This window comes from Ignavibacteria bacterium (assembly GCA_015709655.1).
GTDB lineage: Bacteria > Bacteroidota > Ignavibacteria > Kapaibacteriales > Kapaibacteriaceae > OLB6.
In genome coordinates, this window is sequence record CP054181.1 from 2,138,343 (window position 1) to 2,155,339 (window position 16,997).

A 16,997-nucleotide genomic window follows, 5' to 3' on the forward strand; every position below is an offset into this window, starting at 1 on the left:
GGGACGATCTGTCCTACAGAACGTGTGCCTGTTTCAGGCACGGTACTTCTGCACGTCGATACCGTACTTGCGAATTTTATTATGCAGTGTTTCTCTGCTGACGCCAAGGATTGCCGCAGCCTTGCTGACGTTGCCGTTTGTTTTCTCCAGTGTGCGTTCAACCTTCAGCTGGTCCATCCGGGCCAGATCATCTTTCAGCCCAAGATCGCTGGAGAGAGCCTCTGTTGTATGCGGCTGCGGCGTAGTGCCATTCCCAGCCGGCTTGGACGCATGCATGGCGGCGGACGATGGAACAGCAGCCGATGGTACCCGTGATAAAATCCGGTGCAGATCCGTAACCTCTAACTGATCGGTAGCGAGTGTCTGTAATGCAACCCGAAGGACGCTTGCCAGTTCGCGGACGTTGCCCGGCCACTGATATTCGGCAAGATACTCCATTGCCGCAGGCGCAATAGTTTTTTTGTCCTCCATCTCCTTGTTGTGTTTTTGCAGGTAGTGGTCAACAATCAGCGGAATATCATCAGTGCGCTCCCGGAGTGCCGGGATGTATATTTCGCACTCCCGTAGTCGGTGATACAGTTGGTCCCGGAATCGTCCGTCGGCCATCGACGCGATAAGGTCGCGGTCAGTAGCGCTGACAAACCGGATATCAACCTCCTCGGTCTCAACCGAACCAACGCGGCGGACAGCCTTCTGCTCAAGCGGGAGCAACAGGTTGGCCTGCAGGTTCATGGGCATGTCGCCAATTTCATCAAAAAACAGAGTTCCCTTGTGGGCCTGGTGAAACAACCCCCGCTTGTTTTCCATGGCACCGGAAAATGCACCACGTACGTGACCAAACAGCTCGCTCTGAAACAGGTCGCGCGGGATGTTTGGGATGTCAACTGTGATGAAGGGATGCTTGGAACGCCGACTGACGGCATGCAGGGCCTGTGCAACCAGTTTTTTGCCAGTACCGGTTTCACCGGTTACCAGCACGTTGAGGCCCGTACGGCCGTAACGTAAGACCTTGTCGGCAACATCCATCATGGCTGTACTACAGCCAACGATACCATGAGCCTCCATGATTTTCCGGAGCTCATCGTTGCTCTGGTCTGCCCGTAAACGCTCCATAGCGCTGGTAAGGATACCTACCAGCCTGTCATTGTTTAGCGTGCTCTTATCAATAAAGTTAATAGCACCCAGCTTGGTAGCGCGGACTGCGGATTCAATAGTACCCTTGCCGGAAATCATTATGATTGGTACAGAGGGGTAATTGCGGATGCTATATTCCAGAACGTCAAGACCCGACAATGAGCTCTCGCTGCCGAACTCGATATCCAGCAGCATCAGGCTGACCTTTGATGCATCATTTTCCAGGCGTGTAAGGGCTGATTCCGGACTAAAGCACACATCAGGATTCCACCCCTGCGTGGATACTACATCGGCAAGGGTACTGCAAAAGTCTCTGTTATCGTCAACAATCAATACATGCATGGTATGGTAGGGGGCTTTCGCTATGGTGTTGTTATTCGTTCGGAACCAGTTTCATTAACGAGTCATACCGAACCCGCATCTCTCTGCTTTGAAAAGTCTGCAGTTCGGGATTCCAGACAGCACGTAAAAATACGCCGGTTGCAGGGTTTGCATACTCAATATACCGTGATCGGGTTCCACCACTGTGCAATGCCTGAACTTTTATGAATGATGCGCTGACGTCGGCTACGGCGGTACAGTAGATTCCGTGATCAATGGCCGTAAGATACGAATCAGTAGTGTCAGTACCGCGAACGGACGTCCTGAACAACTGTCCGCGTGCATCCAGCTTGTACCAGAAACTCTGCCGGTTGGCTGCGTCATCTTCGCCCCACCGTACGCTGAGTGACCGCTGTTGTTCGGAAATGCAGGGTGCGTAAGCCGATGGTCTGTGAACCGTTGAACAGGCACAAACCAGCGTCATGAGCAATAACCAAAGCCCCCTTGTTACTGTTATCTGATAGTTCATGATGTTTTCGCCAACAGTAAGAAATCCGATAGTCTGCGTACAATACGGTCGGAGCCAAGAAGTGCGCATGTATCGTACATCTCGGCACCAACAGGATGGCGGGTAATAATCAGGCGTAATGGCTTCATCAGTTTCCCGGCCTTGGTGCCTGCCTGGTCTGCCGCGTTGCCGATGAGCGTTTTAAACGCGTCGGCGCTGGCAAGTGTGTCCGGCGTCAGGTTCTCTGTCAGGTACCGGCATGCTGTTACCAGTGCTGCATCGGTGGTCAGCGTTGCTGCTGTTTCGGCGTCAAACTCCCTGAGTGCGTCAGTGAAGAAGTAATCGCCAAAGTCGGCAAGTTCGTTTAAAAAATGAATTCTGCTCCGCAGGAGTTCAGTGACGTTCGTAACAAAACTGATATCTGTATGCAAATAACCGCGGGCATCCAGAGCAGGTTTAATAGCGTCGGCAAGTGCACGAGGGTCTTTACCGGTTAGGTACTGTCCGTTCATCCACTGTAGTTTTTGGTAGTCGAAAATGGCGCCACTCTTACTTACCCGATCCAGTGAGAACTGGCGTATCAGGTCTTCCATGGAGAACACTTCCTGTTCAGTACCTGGGTTCCATCCGCATAATGCCACGTAGTTAATCAAAGCTTCGGGGAAGTATCCCTGGTCGCGGAATTCCTGAACCATAACGGCACCAAAGCGTTTGCTGAGTTTTTTACGCTGTGAATCAAGCATGAGCGGCACGTGTGCAAAGGCGGGCATGTCCCAGCCAAAGGCCTGGTACAGCAGCACATGCTTTGGAGTAGAGGGCAGCCATTCTTCTGCGCGTATCACGTGGGTGATGGCCATCAAATGGTCGTCAACAACATTAGCAAGGTGATAGGTGGGGAAGCCGTCGCTTTTAAGCAGGATCTGGTCATCAACTTCGCGTGAGTTAATCACCATGTCGCCGCGCACCAAATCGTGAAAGCGGACCTCGTGGTGGAGGGGTACAAATAAGCGTACAACGTGATGGGCACCGCTTTCCAGAAGTCGTTTGGTTTCAGCCGGGCCTAGCGTAAACTGGTTTCGCATGGTGCTGCGGTCATACCGTGGGGCTATGCCGGCATTTTGCTGACGCTGCCGCATAGCATCCAGTTCTTCGGCAGTATCAAAGGCGTAGTATGCTTTTTCGGAATCTAGCAGCTTCCCGGCATACTCGCGATAGATGTGGAAGCGTTCGCTCTGAACGTAGGGTCCGTAGTTGCCTCCAACATGGGGTCCTTCGTCAAAGGTAATGCCGGCCCACTCAAGCGATGCGGTCTGTTCTTCAATTGCGCCCTCCACAAGCCGGGTCCTGTCAGTATCTTCCACACGGAGGATGCACACGCCACCGGTATGCCGGGCAAACAGGTAGTTGTACAGTGCGGTGCGAAGCGAGCCGATATGAAGGAAACCGGTAGGTGAGGGTGCAAAACGTACGCGTGTCATTATTGGGGATTATTCGTAAATAAAATTGCTATAAGAGATGTCCGCAGTACACAGCTTACAGCTGCAGTTCCACGCGGGCGGATGTTTTTTCGGTCTCGTGAATGCTCACAGTAACGTGCTGTATGGCGTGTGACTGTGGCAGTGCGTTAACAACAAACCGGAGAGCGTATTCTGCCAGGTTCTCGGCCGTCGTAGCAAAGTCAACAACAACGGTTTTCATGCCGTGGTGCTGTAAAAACATGAGCAGTTCAGCATCGGCTGCATTGATGATGAAGCAGTGATCCAACTGCTCGATAAGCGGGCGCACGAGTTCGGTGAGGTCAAAATAGTCCATCACCATACCGTTTTCATTCGGTATGCCGGCAAGCCTGACTTCCATGGCGTAGCTGTGTCCGTGGATGTTCCGGCACAAGCCCGGATGGTTAGGCAGGCGGTGGCCCATCTCCCAGCGAAACCGTTTTGAAATTGTGGTAAGCATCGGGGTCAGGCAGTATGTTCTACCTGGATAATACTGTGCAGTCCGCCACGGGTTGTCCACTCCGTTGTTACCTTCATCCACCGGGGTTTACATGCAGCAACCAGATCATCCAGAATTTTATTGGTAACTGCTTCGTAAAAAATGCCCTGATTGCGGTACTCCAGGTAGTAGTATTTCAGAGATTTCAGCTCTACACATACCGCGTCGGGAATGTATTCCACCGTTACGGTACCAAAGTCCGGCAGTCCGGTTTTCGGACACATCGAGGTGAACTCCGGATTTGCATGCGTGATGACATAATCACGGTCCGGATTCGGATTTGGGAAGACGTCAAGTTCCATAGACGACAAATTTACGGTAAATAGGGAATCGGGTCGGGCATCATAAGCATGACGTTCTCATTGTTCCCCTGAGCGGCAATTGCACCGATGGATGCCATGTGCCTGATTTGCTGCTGCAGTGCGGGCGATAGTGACTTCCACACTTCCTGTGCAACGGTGTTAGTGCCGGCAAGGTGCTGCACCATGCGGGTGAGCAGTTTGGGAGCAGCGGCCGACGTTTCGTCATCATCGTCAGCACCGCCAATGTTAAACGCCTTCAGCAGTGCCTGTATGAACTCAACTTTTTCGGGGTAGATATAAATTTTTACTTTCTTACCGGCTTCAACGCCGATCCGCTTTTTGAGCATGTCCAGGCTTGTGTACAAGCCCCCTACGGCATCAATCAGACCGTTCCTGTGTGCATCGGTACCGGTCCATACTCTTCCCTTGGCCAGCGCTCTGGTTTCCTCGAATTCCTTGTGCCGGGCTTGGGCAACACGATCAACAAACCGGTGGTACACACCGGCTCCAAATGCGCGCAACTGCACTTTGTCTGCAGGGTTAAGGGGTAGTGCACCGTTCATAAACTGCGATGACGCACCGAGCGAAATGGTGTCAACCGTAATACCGATTTTGCCAAGAGTCCCCGAAATGTTTGGAATCGCCATGATCACGCCAATACTTCCGGTGATTGTGGAGGGGTGGGCGATAATGGTATCGCATGCCATGGCAATGTAATAACCGCCGGAGGCGGCAACGTCACTCATCGATGCATAAACCGGTTTCGTTTTTCTGATGTCCCGTATTGCTTCCCAAATTTCGTCCGAAGCAAGTGCTGAGCCCCCTGGACTATCGATGCGAAGCAGAATTCCCTTTACGTTTTTGTTCTCGGCCGCTTTTCGGAGCTGCTTAATCAGAGACTTTGAATAAATGCCTGCATTCATTCCGCTGTTGGAGCCAGAGGAGATGGGCCCCGAGGCATAGACGATTGCAATACCGTCATCCGTGCCGGTGTGATCGCCAGAAGCGTCTCGGTTTGCATAATCGGCAAGGGTGCGGGTGCGGAGTTTGGGATGCCTGGTGGTGTCGGAAGGATCAACAATCCGTGCGATGTGTTCACGAATGTCTTCACTTCTCGACAGACCATCAATAAGTTTATACTTCAGTGCTGAATCCGGAATAAATACGCCGGTATTCATGAGTGAAAGCACGGCGGTGGTATCCATGCTGCGGGCCGAAGCCACGGTATTCACAAACGAGCGCTGACGTTGTTCGATAATAGCACGCAGTTCGCGTTTTGCAGGTTCCGACCAGTTCTCGCGGCTGGGCTGTTCGGCGGCCGATTTGTACTCTTCGAACTGTTCAACATGCCAGTCAACGCCCAGTGAGGTGCTGAGACGTTTAAAAAACATTCCCGTGGTGCCCATGGTATTAAACTCAAGAATACCTTCCTGGTGCATGAAAATACTGTCGGCTACGGTTGCCAGCAGGTATTGCTGACGTGAGGCGTTCTCCAGATAGGCATAAATAAACTTCTTTGATGTTTTAAAATCGGCAAGTGCCTCGCGCAATTCGGCAAGCTTGGTAGTGCCGGTGATACCTCCTGCTTCGATAAGGATGCCGGCAATCTTATCGTCATCCTTTGCATCCCTGATAGCATTCAGCAAGGACAGCAGGTCGGCAGGCTGTCCGGAGCCATCAAACGAGAATGGTGTTGTCTGACTGTATTCTTCCACGCCGTTGCGAAGGTTAAGAAGCAGCACCGTATTGCTGTGGATCGTTTTCGATTTTCCCGATCCTCCAAAGTCAGCCATACTTCCAAGGCTTGCAACGAATATCATAATTCCGATTACTATTGCGCCGAGAATCGCAACAAATAAGCCGACGATTACAACTACCGGTATCCACCAGCGGGTTTTTTTTCTGGTGGCCGATAGCGGCGGCGGAGGAAGGTGGCCGGAGCCGTGTGATGACATTTCGTGTGAGGGCGGTACGGTATCTTGCATAGTTGTTCTCCGGTTGTGTGACTGCGATCCATGTTAATCATCGCAGTTCTGCAGGTGTATAGTGGTGCAAAATTATGGATTGTTATAACGATAAACCGGCTTTTTCGTTGTTGATGGACGAATACCGATATGATTTGCCTGAGGATTTAATTGCTCAGGTGCCACAAGCCGTGCGCGATGCGTCACGCTTGCTGGTGTGCTTGCCCAACGGCAGATATGAGCACCGCAGTATTCGTGAATTCCCGGATCTGCTGGCTGCTTACCTGGGTAGAGCGGCCATTGTTTTTAATAACTCACGGGTTGTTCGTGCCCGGCTTCGGATGCAGAAGCCTACCGGCGGACATGCCGAGGTGCTTCTGCATGAGCCTCTCATACCCTCAACCGATCCCCAGGTGGTTCTTGCCGCCCGGGGTCAGTCCGATTGGTCAGCGATGATTGGTGGCAGAAATATCCATGAGTCAATGGTGCTCACACACCCGTCAGGGCTCCTGAGCATCCGGGTACTGCACCGTTATGGGATGCAAGCCCATGTTAGAATTCTGCCGGCTGAGCCAAAGCCCCTTTCAGAAATCCTGGACCATGCGGGGAGTGTTCCGTTGCCTCCGTATATCAAGCGTGCTGATACGGGTGCCGACGCAGAGCGGTACCAAACGGTGTATGCGCATGCCGATGGCAGTGTTGCGGCACCTACAGCAGGACTGCACTTCACGGAGGATATTCTAAGGCGGTTACGCGTTGGCGGGAATTCGGTGCTGTTCAGTACGCTGCATGTAGGCATGGGTACGTTCATGCCGGTACAGGCAGATGATGCACGCAATCATATCATGCACACCGAGCGCATCAGTCTTGATGCTGAAACGCTTCAGGGGCTGGCCTCGGCTGTTGCGAACGGTATGCCGGTCGTAGCCGTGGGGACCACTTCGTTGCGTACAATCGAGAGCGTGCACTGGCTGGGATGCATGCTGCGTGAAGGCAGGGTGAACTTCACTGATGCAGAGCCGACCATTCCGCAGTTTATCGCATTTGATAAAAAATTGTATAAATATTCGGCGGCCGATAGTTTGGCGGCAATACAGGAGTTCATGCAGGCTAATGCCCTTGATTGCCTGCACGCAACCACTGCCCTGATGCTTGCACCGGGAGCACCGGTTCGGCTAACCGATGGATTGTTCACCAATTTCCACCTGCCCTCAAGCTCGCTGTTGCTGCTTGTTGCCGATGTGATGGGACCGTTATGGAGAGATGCGTACGCGGAAGCCATCCGTCACCAATATCGTTTTCTGAGTTACGGCGATGCCATGCTGATTGTACGAACCCAGCGCGGTGATACACCAACAAGCTGAACATTCTGCGGCACAATAGCCATTGTATGAGCGTAGCCGGATGGATCGGGTGACACAAGCACACGGAAATCGGACGGACTGAGCAATGCTGCTTCGTTTACACCGGTACGGACGGTTACGGCAAACCGCGACGGGATGACAAGGGCACCCGGGCTTCCGGTGACGGTGACCGGAATGTCGGCGATCGTTACCGTTACAAGCTGCTGAATATCTGCATGAACCCGTACCCGCGGTGGTACAACATTGAGAAGCGTCTTGAGCGAATCGCTCATGCCTACAACATCGTCGATCGGACCGTACGCATCTTCTGCAGAGTACTTTAAGGAGGGCCATTCGTTCAGACCCTCAACAACTGACCTGGTGCCGCGCAACACAACAGATGTGGGCTCGGCCGTGGGTTGGCCAACAATCGTAAATCCGCTGCGCGGAGCAATACTGGTTGTCAGGCGTACCGGTACGGTTTTCTCGAACACATCACCGGTTGCAATAACCACCGTTGCCGGCCAGATATTCAATATCCGAACAGCCTCAGGCGATGAAATGCCACGGATAAACTGATCGCGTTCAATCGTGTACACACCCTGCGATGTACCCTGCACCTCTCTCAGGTTAATCGAGCACTCTGCCGTTTGCGATAAATACAGTAAGTTTAATATCTGCAGCCCGGTACCTCGCACGCGCACGATGATTTCCTCGGGGATGGTGCTGAGCAGAGCATGGTTGGGAGGGGGCTCAACCAGCAGTGGCACCCTGACGTCGGTTTCGTAATACCGTGTAAGCGTAACAAAGCCCCACAGGATGGCAGCAAGCACAATGCATGCCGCTACGATACCGAGGCGGAATCTGCGTCTGGCCATAGAGCGGAGCCGGTGTTATTCTGAATGGCAGTGATAATTTCAAAACGCTGCTGAAGCAGCTTACTGATCGAGTGCAAAATAACCTTCCTGTCGGATTCCGTCTGCGCAACAGTAGTCTGTTCCTTCAGCGCCCTAATCTCAGCGTCGATTTTGTACACCTGCATCGTACCGATGGCATCGCGCAGAAATCGGGCTGTTTCTTTCTCGGGAATATCCACATCGAAGGAAGACCACTTGGAGCTTGGTTCGCCGGTGGCCGACAGGATGGATTGGATAATCTTGTCTTCGGCACTGTTGGTGATGGCCGATTCACGCAAATGCTGTCGGAAATCCGGATAATCGTCGGAGCATACCACAATTCGCCGGTACACGGCTTGCGCCATAGGCGAGATAAATGTTTCGTCGGTACAGTTAAATGCATTGAGCAAATCCGTGAGACCGTTTTCAATGGTCAGTGCCGCTGTGAGAAGTGCACGCTCTGCGGGCAGAATTTCCGGAGGCTGCGGCTTCCCGGCCGTTGGCACCGGTGAACGTGGGGTGCGAGCCGTTTGCGGTTGCTGCATTGGTTTCTCCGGTTGTTTAGTTCCGGCGAGTTCGGCCAGGAGGGTTTCCTCGGGCAGATGGAAGAGACCGGCAAGTTCCCGTACGTGAAACGGGTGTTGCAGCGCATCAGGGATAGAGCGTATCAGGGTAAGGAGCGAGCGGAGAACCCTTCCTTGCTGCACCGGGTTGTCACTCACAGTATTCGATGCGTAGAACTCTACCAGGTAGTGCATCCACGACGGGGCATTATCAATCAGGTCCTCCATTTTTTTATTTCCGTGCTCACGCAGAAAACTATCAGGATCGGCCCCAGTGGGCAGGGTAGCACACCGCACATGCATCCCCTCCGGAAGCGCCAGTCCGATTGCCCGCTGCATTGCCTTCCGGCCTGCATCATCGGCATCGTACACCAGCACCATGGTGCCGGCATATTTCTTTATCATTCTAACGTGATCAGGTGTAACGGCCGTTCCCGAAGTGGCCACGCAGTGAGTGAAGCCTGCCTGGTGCATTGCAATCACGTCAACCTGACCTTCGACCAAGAGTGCCATACCGCGTTCAGCAATGGGCTTTCTGGCCTTGTCAAGCCCGTACAGAATCCGTCCTTTATCAAAAACAATGCTTTGCGGCGAGTTGATGTATTTAGCCGTTGTCGGGTCTGCCGATAGTGTTCGTCCGCTAAATCCAACCGCACGTCCCAGATGATCTCTGATCGGGAACATCGCCCGTCCACGAAACCGGTCATACACCCTCCCGTCCTCATTCTGCACCGAAATTCCGGCTTCCACCAGGAGGTCCACGGTAAAGCCATGTTGCTGCATGTATGTTGTTGCAATATCCCATGCTGCCGGTGATGCACCTAACGAAAACTGTTCGATGGTTTCGGGCAGAAGATTGCGAATTTTATAAAAATTCTGGGCGGGTGCGCCATCGCTGGAATACAGCACTCCATGGTAGAACTCTACCGCCTCGGCAAGCACCTTGAGTACGGCCTCGCGTTTACCGGCATTGGCAACCTCTTCGGCGCTCACGTTTTCGGGGATACTGATTCCCAGTGATGTGGCGATATGGCGTACCGCCTCGACAAAATCAAGGTGCAGGTGTTCCTGAATAAAGGCAATGGAATCACCGCTCCTGCCGCAACCAAAGCATTTGAACAGATTGCGTTCTTCGCTGACATTGAATGACGGTGTTTTCTCCTTATGGAACGGGCACAGTCCAACGTAGTTTCTGCCACGTTGCACCAGGTGTACGTGTGGCCGGATGGTTTCAACGATGTTAACCTGTTCCCGGATCTGTTCAACAATATAGTCGGGTATGATAGCTATGGCAGACTCCGTTGTTCCAAAAGAACCGGTGTGGTTTCGCGGGTTATGACTGCCGGATCGGTACACGCCGCCAGCAGTTCCGCAATGGTGTGCCCGCTAACCGGATCACGCCAGCCGGCCGCAATGTCGGCCGACGGTTGAAGTACAAATCTACGGTTCCGAAACCGGGGATGTGGGATGGAAAGCGCAGGTGTTTCGATGATTTCTGAATCCATCAGGATGATGTCAATATCAATCTCCCGCGCCTGCCAAAGCCCCCTGTCAATCCTTCCCTGTCGTATCTCGATTTCCTTCAGGTGTTTATGGAGTTCCGGGGGCGACATCGTACTGATTCCGGTAATAGCAATGTTTATAAACGGATCCTGGTGCTCATATCCCCATGGGGGAGTATGGTAGGCTGCCGACGCAACGCAGTTGTAGAGCGCCGTGAAGGCAATGAGCTGTGCGGCATCACGAATACGGGTAAAGGCAGGCGGGATGTTGCTGCCAAGGTTTAACAGTACGCTGTAGGTTTTCATGATGAGCGGCGAACGGTGATCTCGGCTTCAACGTAGTCCATGATCTGTTGCAGCGGAATATGGAGTTTACGGACGCGGATGGTGCAGGAGTGAACGTTTGAAAACGACTCAAGGACCGAAGCCGCAATGTCGAACGCCAGTGTTTCAAGCAGGTCACACGGTTCGCTGTTCATGTGCTCATTAATCCTGAAGAGCACTTCTTCGTAGTTCAGGGCATCACTTAAATCGTCGCTCACCACCGCCTTGGTGGCATCATATTCAAGTTCACAATCCACCTGGTAGCGTGCTCCCTGACGTCGCTCCTCGGCATACACTCCATGGTAGCCATAGTATTCGATGTTCGAAAGGGTGAGTCGGGTACTGCGGGCGAGAGAATGCATAAAACAGTTACGGTTGTGTGAGAGAAAGAGTTATTAACTGAAACTAAACGATGGTTGCCGGTACGGCTGTATCAGGCGTAGAGCCGTGCACGGGTTTTGAGAAACCAAACCCCATACCATGGTGTGGAGCAACCGCCTGCCTGCTGCATGGACTACCGCCGCCTGAACTGCGTGTACCGAGGCAGCAATCTACAAGGTTTTTTTGATTGTTTGGCCCAGCCGTATTTTGCTTATGTTGTTCAGACACCTTTCGGGGGAACGGTGCCCGAAAACACATCGATTTTTTGCAATCAGGGTAATAATGTGGATAAAGTAACGGTTGACAGGGTTCAGGCAATTTTGGAGACGGCGCATGATTCGCAGTCCGAGATTGCAGTATTGGGTGATGTGATGCTTGACAAGTATTACTGGGGAACAGTACATCGGGTTTCACCAGAAGCACCTGTCCCCGTAGTAGATCTGGAGCGCAGCTCGTATCACCTGGGGGGGGCTGCCAACGTTGCAGCCAACATTCGCGGACTGAAGTATAATGCAGTATTGTTCGGCGTTGTAGGCAGCGATTCGGAAGGCAGGATGCTGCGAGACATTGCCCAGGCCGAAGGCATGGATCCTGACTGCATCATTGAAGTGGACAACCGTCCCACCACGGTTAAAACACGCGTCATCGGCAACAACCAGCAGCTCCTTCGTTTGGATACCGAGGTACGATCGGAGGTCCCCGCCACCGTTATCGAGCCCATCCTTCAGCGTCTGGCTTCCCGCCCGCACCTGGCAGGCATTGTACTGGAAGACTACGACAAAGGATTTTTAAGTGACAATCTGATTGCGGCCGTGAACACATTTGCGTTTGAGAATTCAATTCCGGTGTTTGTTGATCCAAAGCGGCGTACTACATCGGCCTATACCGGCGTGTATGTGTTTAAACCAAACCGAAAAGAAGCATCGGACCTGGTACGATTTGAACTTACCACCCAGGCGGATGTGATCAGGGCAGGCACCATTCTGCAGGAGCAGATTCACTGTGAAAATGTTCTGATTACCCTTGGTGCGGAAGGCATGATGCTCTTTGAACCCGGAGGTGTGGTAAGCTCAGTACCAACAATGGCACAGTACGTTGCCGATGTGTCGGGTGCCGGTGATACAACGATTGCAACACTTGCCGTAATGAATGCCGGCGGTGCCACAATTAAGGAAGCGGCAGCCGTAGCAAATCTTGCCGCCGGCGTTGTTGTTTCACAACCGGGTATCGTTGCCATCACCACCGAAATGCTGTTGCAGGCTGTTTACGAAAACCACCGCTATCGGTCAGAACACTCATGACTGTAAATTCCCATGGAGAGCTCGCCGCATTAGGCAAGGCACTGCGAGAGAACGGTGCGCGTATCGTGTTTACTAACGGCGTGTTTGATATTCTGCATGCCGGACACGTTACCTATTTGCAACGTGCACGTGATCTGGGGACGGTACTGATTGTTGGTGTGAATACCGATGACAGTGTTGGGCGATTAAAGGGGCCAGACCGACCGGTAAACTGCCTTGCCGACAGGCTGACGGTACTGCAGGCCCTGCGCTGTGTAGATCATGTTGTTCCCTTTGATACGGATACTCCCCTGGAGCTTATCAGCGTACTGCTACCACATGTTTTGGTGAAAGGGGCTGACTATTCGCGAGAAACCGTTGTTGGTGCTGATATTGTGGAACAGGCCGGAGGCACCGTTGTGCTGATCCCGCTACTTGAAGGCCGGTCAACAACCGGTATTATTAATCGCGTGCAAAAGGCTTGAACCAGGTTTCGCCGATGCTGGCACTAACTGTAAGCCGGCAGAAGTATTCAGTAATGCTGCCTACATCCTGTGGTTGCCGCATGCCTGCCGCGATACCGGCATCAAGCATGGCGTTGCCGCCCAGGGGAAAGCTGATCCCTCCCGATGCTGTGTATTCAAGCAGGGTGCCTCCATTGTATGTTACATACAGTTTCTCGGCTGCAATGCCGGCATACCAGCCTATACGTTCACGAAAAGGCAGTGCAGGATTCTCTGAGCTAAAATTGGCGTAGGCAATGCTGCCCCGAAGTGACGAGGTGTAGGCACTGCGTGAATCGTTGGGTATGGTTGTGGCCGAAAAATCCTCGGTGCGCACTTCGGCACCAACGATGCCTGAGTTGGTTTTTACAGAGATACCAACGCCGGTCTGCAGTGGCAATGGCGACTCAGCCTTGGTTGTGATTGTTGAATCATAAAACACATCACCCGATGCATTCCCCGCCACACTTCGCGAAGTAGTTACCGACGCAGGTGTGCCCGAGCCAAGAATGGCACCCACACTGACTGATCGGGTTACATCACAATACACCCCACCTTTAAAGAGCAACCCCCGAAGATCAAGCGTATTGTTGGTGAGAATCTCGGAATATACACCATCCAAACGGAGCTTGTCGGAATAGGTGATGATGCCAAAAAGGCCCGATACCTGGAGTCCCATGCGTAGTGACGGGAGAATGCGGACCGACGTACCCACCTGCAACTGGCTAACTCCGCCCTGCCCCTGTTGCTCACTCGTGCCATACACCTGCTGTCCTTCAACACTGGTGGCAATCGTGCGGCTAAGCAGGTAGTTAACCCTGGAGTAGGGAAGCAGACCCAGCGAAACACCAAGACCATATCCGGTGTCGATGGCAAACAAAGCAACGATACCGTCCAGATTACCGTTGTTCTGTGCCAGTGACGCAGTTCCCGAGGTTGAGTATGATTGATTGAAACGGTATCCCGCCTGTAGTCGTGTTGTGGCTGAAAATCCCAGCATTGCAGGATTTACGGTGTTGATGCCGTACGGTGACGGTACGGCAATGGCCGTCCCTGCCATTGCATCGTATTGCGCACCAACACCTGTTCTGCGATCCCCAATACCCAGAAAACTGTACGTACTGCCTCCCTGAGCAAACACAGAGGCCGGCAGAAGCAAGCTAAAAAATATTATTAGTCGGAATATCACCGGAGCATTGTCGGAACAGTGTAGAGAATCGTGAGTTTGGGTTTGCCGCCCTCGGGGTCGGTTAACGAATGGAGTACTAAACGATTGGTACGCCACGTTACATACGAGTCGGCGGGAAGTAATTCGATGGTTCCGCTTCCTCCATTGGCACGCAGGTGCTGAATAATGGCGGAGATATTTGGGAAAACGTATTCGTTTGCCGATGTAATCCGGGTTTGAAAACGCAACTGTCGTCCGTTAGCTGGTGTGTACCGGAGTTCCAAAATTTCATCAGGGCCCTCGTTGCCTACAACGCTTTGCGCCATATTGAGTGAGACCCTGAATGTGGCGCCCACCACAACAGAATGCTCGGGTACACCATTAACATTAATGCCGAACTGTGTTGAATGGACGCGTGCCCCCTGGATAACCATTTCGTTTTCAGAAGCAGCCGGGGAGTTCACGAATCCAGCCACCGAACTCATAAGGAACAGTGTGTCGGGACTTGTACTATCACGATGTTTTGTAACAACACGCAACAGCATTTTCTGAACTGAACCGTCGAAATTTCTAAACTGGCGGATTGAGCTTACGGTTGGACACAGCAGAACGATGCCAAATAGTTCCTGCTTACGGCGGGCGGAGTCTGCACCGACAACCAGCCAGCGCTTTGTTTCATCGTTGTTGAAGGGGATGCGAACAACCGAGTCGGTGTGGGTAACAGTTCCAACCGCATCGCATACCGGAGTACCGGCGGCATTGTAGTAAGGCGTAGAGCCATCAGCCGCCCATACACTGTCCCACGTAATCTGACTCGACCAGCTTTGCGTGATGTTGTAGCCGCGGACCTGAAAGGTACTCGATGTTGTATCGCCCAGGCAGTAACGCTGCGGGTACATTTCCAGGCTGCTCTCGACAACGTCCCATTCTGACGGATCTTTTACTGCAGGATAGTTTATAAATTCGATGAATAATCGAGCCTCGGTATCCTTGGTTTTTCCAAACAGCAGGTAGGGCGTATTGTATAGTGGCTGCCGTTCTGTATGCGTACCCTTGCTTGTGAGGAGTCCGCCAGCAGAGTCAGACGCAAGGGAAAAGATGGAATCGGTACCCGGAATAATATCGGAGCCCAGATCGGTTGGCAGTTCGTTGCATGCAGGAATCGAACCGAGGATGCAGCCGATGAAGACTGCTCTCAGACATAGGTTGCTCAGTGAAAACACGTTTATTTAGTATCCTTTACCAGGTTGCGGTAGAACTCGTCGTACGGTAGGGCCGACAGCGTCCACCGCACATCGGTATTCATGGCATGAGTTACGATTATATCCCAGGTGTTCGGATTGGCATAGAGTGATGCAGCCTTCAGGACCGCTTCGGTTAAGGCTGCTGCCGTTGCTTTTTCAAACAGGATGGCATTTCCGGAGGGCTCGGCTGAAGCATCAACATCCGTCATCCCATGGGCAAGCCCACCTGTTTTCCGTACTACCGGCACAGTACCGTAGAGCAGAGCGCAGCGCTGAAACTGACCGCTTGCCTCATGAACCGATGGCTTAAGCAGCAATGTGGATCCTGCGATGCAGTTATGCAGAAACTCTTCATCGATAGCATGTTTAATGCTCACCATGCCCGGATATTTTTTTACGAGAGCCTCAAACGTCTTACTCAGCCCCGTTGGAACATCGGTAGCAACCAGAACCTGAATGCCCTCTTTGACAAGGTCGGGGATGGCGGCAGCAAGGATTTCGCAGCCATTGGCCTTTGTAAGCGGGCCGATAAATGATGCCACGATGGAATTGCCCTGCACCTTGAGTCCGGCAGCGCGTTGCAGCTGTTCGTGGATGCGGATCTTGTTTTGTTTCTGATTTACATCGAATTTTGAGCGCAGGAACGGATCGGTTTTCGGATTCCACTGCATTTTGTCAACGCCGTGCGGAATTCCAACAAGTTGCGTACCTTTTTTAAGCAGCGGTGCCCATGAAGACTGCCATTCCTTGGTAGCCGACACCTCGGCTGCGTATTCTGGTGACAAGGTGGTAACGGCATCGGCAAAGGCAATACCTGCTCTGAGGAAGTTAGCCTTTTCCTTGTATTTAAGAATTTTGACAGCCTTGTCGGGCAGACCGGATTTCGTTATTGCTTTCAGACCAAAAACGCCCTGTTCTTCGAAGTTGACGATGGTTTGAATAATCCTGGTGTTTTTAAATTCCTCGGCATACATTGTCCGCAGGTATGCCGGCAGCAGAGCTGTTTGCCAGCCCACGCACTGAATTACATCCGGGAACCAGCCCAGAAGTAAGCATGTTTCCACCACGGTACGGTTAAAAAAGATAAACCGTTCATCGTTATTTGAAAAAGCTTTCCCTGTGGTGTTATCAACCAGCACCCCTTTATTGGCATCCAGCAGGTCTGAATTTGTGGTGATATAGGCCTGTACTTTCACGCGCGGGTTGTTAATCGAACTTGACTTAACGGTTGCGAGAGAAGTTTTTGAACCGATCGTGATGGGCAGATCTTTAAGCCGGTTGATATCATGAATCCGGTTTTTGCGCTCGGAGATAAAACCGTATTTAGGAGCCATAATACGAAGGTCGTGGCCAACCTCTCTGGAGCCAAGGGCATGGGCGTAACACAAATCTGCCAGTTCGGAAGTCTTTAAAAACGGGTACACCTCGGGTGTTACCATGAGAACAGAAATAAACTTAGACATAGGCAGATCACTCAGTCAAATTTTGGTATAGATGCTGCAAAAATACCACAATAGGCTTGTAAACCTGTTTGCTGCACTCTATCTTTAAAGTTTCGTAGTCAGTACA

Annotated in this window: 16 protein-coding genes; 3 read left to right on the forward strand and 13 right to left on the reverse strand. The window is 52.2% G+C overall.

The window, feature by feature from the left end:
* Window positions 1–33: 33 nt before the first annotated feature.
* From HRU79_08565 to sppA, 6 genes are read right to left on the reverse strand one after another with little or no spacing between them, the layout of a single operon-like run.
* Window positions 34–1,476, reverse strand: a complete 1,443-nt coding sequence (locus HRU79_08565) for a sigma-54-dependent Fis family transcriptional regulator (protein ID QOJ26697.1) — start codon at window positions 1,474–1,476, stop codon at window positions 34–36.
* A gap of 31 nt (window positions 1,477–1,507) precedes the next feature.
* A complete protein-coding gene (locus HRU79_08570) occupies window positions 1,508–1,984 on the reverse strand; it encodes a hypothetical protein (protein QOJ26698.1) in 477 nt (158 codons plus the stop codon).
* Window positions 1,981–3,441 (reverse strand): glutamate--tRNA ligase, encoded by a 1,461-nt coding sequence (locus HRU79_08575; GenBank protein QOJ26699.1) that lies wholly within the window; start codon window positions 3,439–3,441, stop codon window positions 1,981–1,983. The genes HRU79_08570 and HRU79_08575 overlap by 4 nt, the downstream gene beginning before the upstream one ends.
* Before the next feature lie 55 nt (window positions 3,442–3,496).
* A complete protein-coding gene (locus HRU79_08580; GenBank protein ID QOJ26700.1) occupies window positions 3,497–3,919 on the reverse strand; it encodes a 6-carboxytetrahydropterin synthase in 423 nt (140 codons plus the stop codon).
* Between the two features lie 5 nt (window positions 3,920–3,924).
* The gene (queF, locus tag HRU79_08585; GenBank protein QOJ26701.1) at window positions 3,925–4,260 is read right to left on the reverse strand and encodes an NADPH-dependent 7-cyano-7-deazaguanine reductase QueF; all 336 of its coding nucleotides are present in this window, start codon (window positions 4,258–4,260) and stop codon (window positions 3,925–3,927) included.
* Window positions 4,261–4,271: 11 nt separating this feature from the next.
* A complete protein-coding gene (gene sppA / locus HRU79_08590) occupies window positions 4,272–6,245 on the reverse strand; it encodes a signal peptide peptidase SppA (GenBank protein ID QOJ26702.1) in 1,974 nt (657 codons plus the stop codon).
* 74 nt (window positions 6,246–6,319) lie between these two features.
* On the opposite strand from sppA, the gene HRU79_08595 reads away from it, so the two are divergent.
* Entirely contained in the window at window positions 6,320–7,588 is a 1,269-nt protein-coding gene (locus HRU79_08595; protein ID QOJ26703.1) for an S-adenosylmethionine:tRNA ribosyltransferase-isomerase, read from the forward strand.
* Here the strand turns inward: HRU79_08595 and HRU79_08600 are convergent.
* From HRU79_08600 to folB, 4 genes are read right to left on the reverse strand one after another with little or no spacing between them, the layout of a single operon-like run.
* Window positions 7,531–8,445 (reverse strand): hypothetical protein, encoded by a 915-nt coding sequence (locus HRU79_08600; GenBank protein ID QOJ26704.1) that lies wholly within the window; start codon window positions 8,443–8,445, stop codon window positions 7,531–7,533. The two genes, HRU79_08595 and HRU79_08600, sit on opposite strands and share 58 nt — an antisense overlap.
* A complete protein-coding gene (dnaG, locus tag HRU79_08605) occupies window positions 8,412–10,382 on the reverse strand; it encodes a DNA primase (protein QOJ26705.1) in 1,971 nt (656 codons plus the stop codon). The genes HRU79_08600 and dnaG overlap by 34 nt, the downstream gene beginning before the upstream one ends.
* Window positions 10,313–10,834, reverse strand: a complete 522-nt coding sequence (folK, locus tag HRU79_08610; protein QOJ26706.1) for a 2-amino-4-hydroxy-6-hydroxymethyldihydropteridine diphosphokinase — start codon at window positions 10,832–10,834, stop codon at window positions 10,313–10,315. The genes dnaG and folK overlap by 70 nt, the downstream gene beginning before the upstream one ends.
* On the reverse strand, window positions 10,831–11,214 hold the full coding sequence (folB, locus tag HRU79_08615) for a dihydroneopterin aldolase (protein ID QOJ26707.1): 384 nt from the start codon (window positions 11,212–11,214) through the stop codon (window positions 10,831–10,833). The genes folK and folB overlap by 4 nt, the downstream gene beginning before the upstream one ends.
* A gap of 303 nt (window positions 11,215–11,517) precedes the next feature.
* Between folB and HRU79_08620 the strand changes: the two genes are divergently transcribed.
* On the forward strand, window positions 11,518–12,534 hold the full coding sequence (locus HRU79_08620) for a bifunctional hydroxymethylpyrimidine kinase/phosphomethylpyrimidine kinase (protein QOJ26708.1): 1,017 nt from the start codon (window positions 11,518–11,520) through the stop codon (window positions 12,532–12,534).
* Window positions 12,531–12,998: a D-glycero-beta-D-manno-heptose 1-phosphate adenylyltransferase gene (gene rfaE2 / locus HRU79_08625; GenBank protein QOJ26709.1), complete on the forward strand. Its 468-nt coding sequence runs from the start codon at window positions 12,531–12,533 to the stop codon at window positions 12,996–12,998. Before HRU79_08620 ends, rfaE2 begins: the two co-directional genes overlap by 4 nt.
* Here the strand turns inward: rfaE2 and HRU79_08630 are convergent.
* The 3 genes from HRU79_08630 to HRU79_08640 are packed head-to-tail and all read right to left on the reverse strand — an operon-like array spanning window position 12,976 to window position 16,891.
* A complete protein-coding gene (locus HRU79_08630; protein ID QOJ26710.1) occupies window positions 12,976–14,175 on the reverse strand; it encodes a hypothetical protein in 1,200 nt (399 codons plus the stop codon). The genes rfaE2 and HRU79_08630 overlap by 23 nt on opposite strands.
* A 26-nt stretch (window positions 14,176–14,201) precedes the next feature.
* Window positions 14,202–15,407, reverse strand: coding sequence for a hypothetical protein (locus tag HRU79_08635; GenBank protein ID QOJ26711.1), 1,206 nt, complete (start codon window positions 15,405–15,407; stop codon window positions 14,202–14,204).
* 2 nt (window positions 15,408–15,409) lie between these two features.
* Entirely contained in the window at window positions 15,410–16,891 is a 1,482-nt protein-coding gene (locus tag HRU79_08640) for a glycogen/starch synthase (protein ID QOJ26712.1), read from the reverse strand.
* Between the last annotated feature and the right edge of the window lie 106 nt (window positions 16,892–16,997).

Excerpts from the sequence above, each read along its gene's own strand:
- HRU79_08565 (QOJ26697.1), bottom strand. The coding sequence starts at position 1,476 with ATGCATGTATTGATTGTTGACGATAACAGAGACTTTTGCAGTACCCTT.
- HRU79_08570 (QOJ26698.1), bottom strand. The coding sequence starts at position 1,984 with ATGAACTATCAGATAACAGTAACAAGGGGGCTTTGGTTATTGCTCATG.
- HRU79_08575 (QOJ26699.1), bottom strand. The coding sequence starts at position 3,441 with ATGACACGCGTACGTTTTGCACCCTCACCTACCGGTTTCCTTCATATC.
- HRU79_08580 (QOJ26700.1), bottom strand. The coding sequence starts at position 3,919 with ATGCTTACCACAATTTCAAAACGGTTTCGCTGGGAGATGGGCCACCGC.
- queF (QOJ26701.1), bottom strand. The coding sequence starts at position 4,260 with ATGGAACTTGACGTCTTCCCAAATCCGAATCCGGACCGTGATTATGTC.
- sppA (QOJ26702.1), bottom strand. The coding sequence starts at position 6,245 with ATGCAAGATACCGTACCGCCCTCACACGAAATGTCATCACACGGCTCC.
- HRU79_08595 (QOJ26703.1), top strand. The coding sequence starts at position 6,320 with ATGGATTGTTATAACGATAAACCGGCTTTTTCGTTGTTGATGGACGAA.
- HRU79_08600 (QOJ26704.1), bottom strand. The coding sequence starts at position 8,445 with ATGGCCAGACGCAGATTCCGCCTCGGTATCGTAGCGGCATGCATTGTG.
- folK (QOJ26706.1), bottom strand. The coding sequence starts at position 10,834 with ATGAAAACCTACAGCGTACTGTTAAACCTTGGCAGCAACATCCCGCCT.
- folB (QOJ26707.1), bottom strand. The coding sequence starts at position 11,214 with ATGCATTCTCTCGCCCGCAGTACCCGACTCACCCTTTCGAACATCGAA.
- rfaE2 (QOJ26709.1), top strand. The coding sequence starts at position 12,531 with ATGACTGTAAATTCCCATGGAGAGCTCGCCGCATTAGGCAAGGCACTG.
- HRU79_08640 (QOJ26712.1), bottom strand. The coding sequence starts at position 16,891 with ATGTCTAAGTTTATTTCTGTTCTCATGGTAACACCCGAGGTGTACCCG.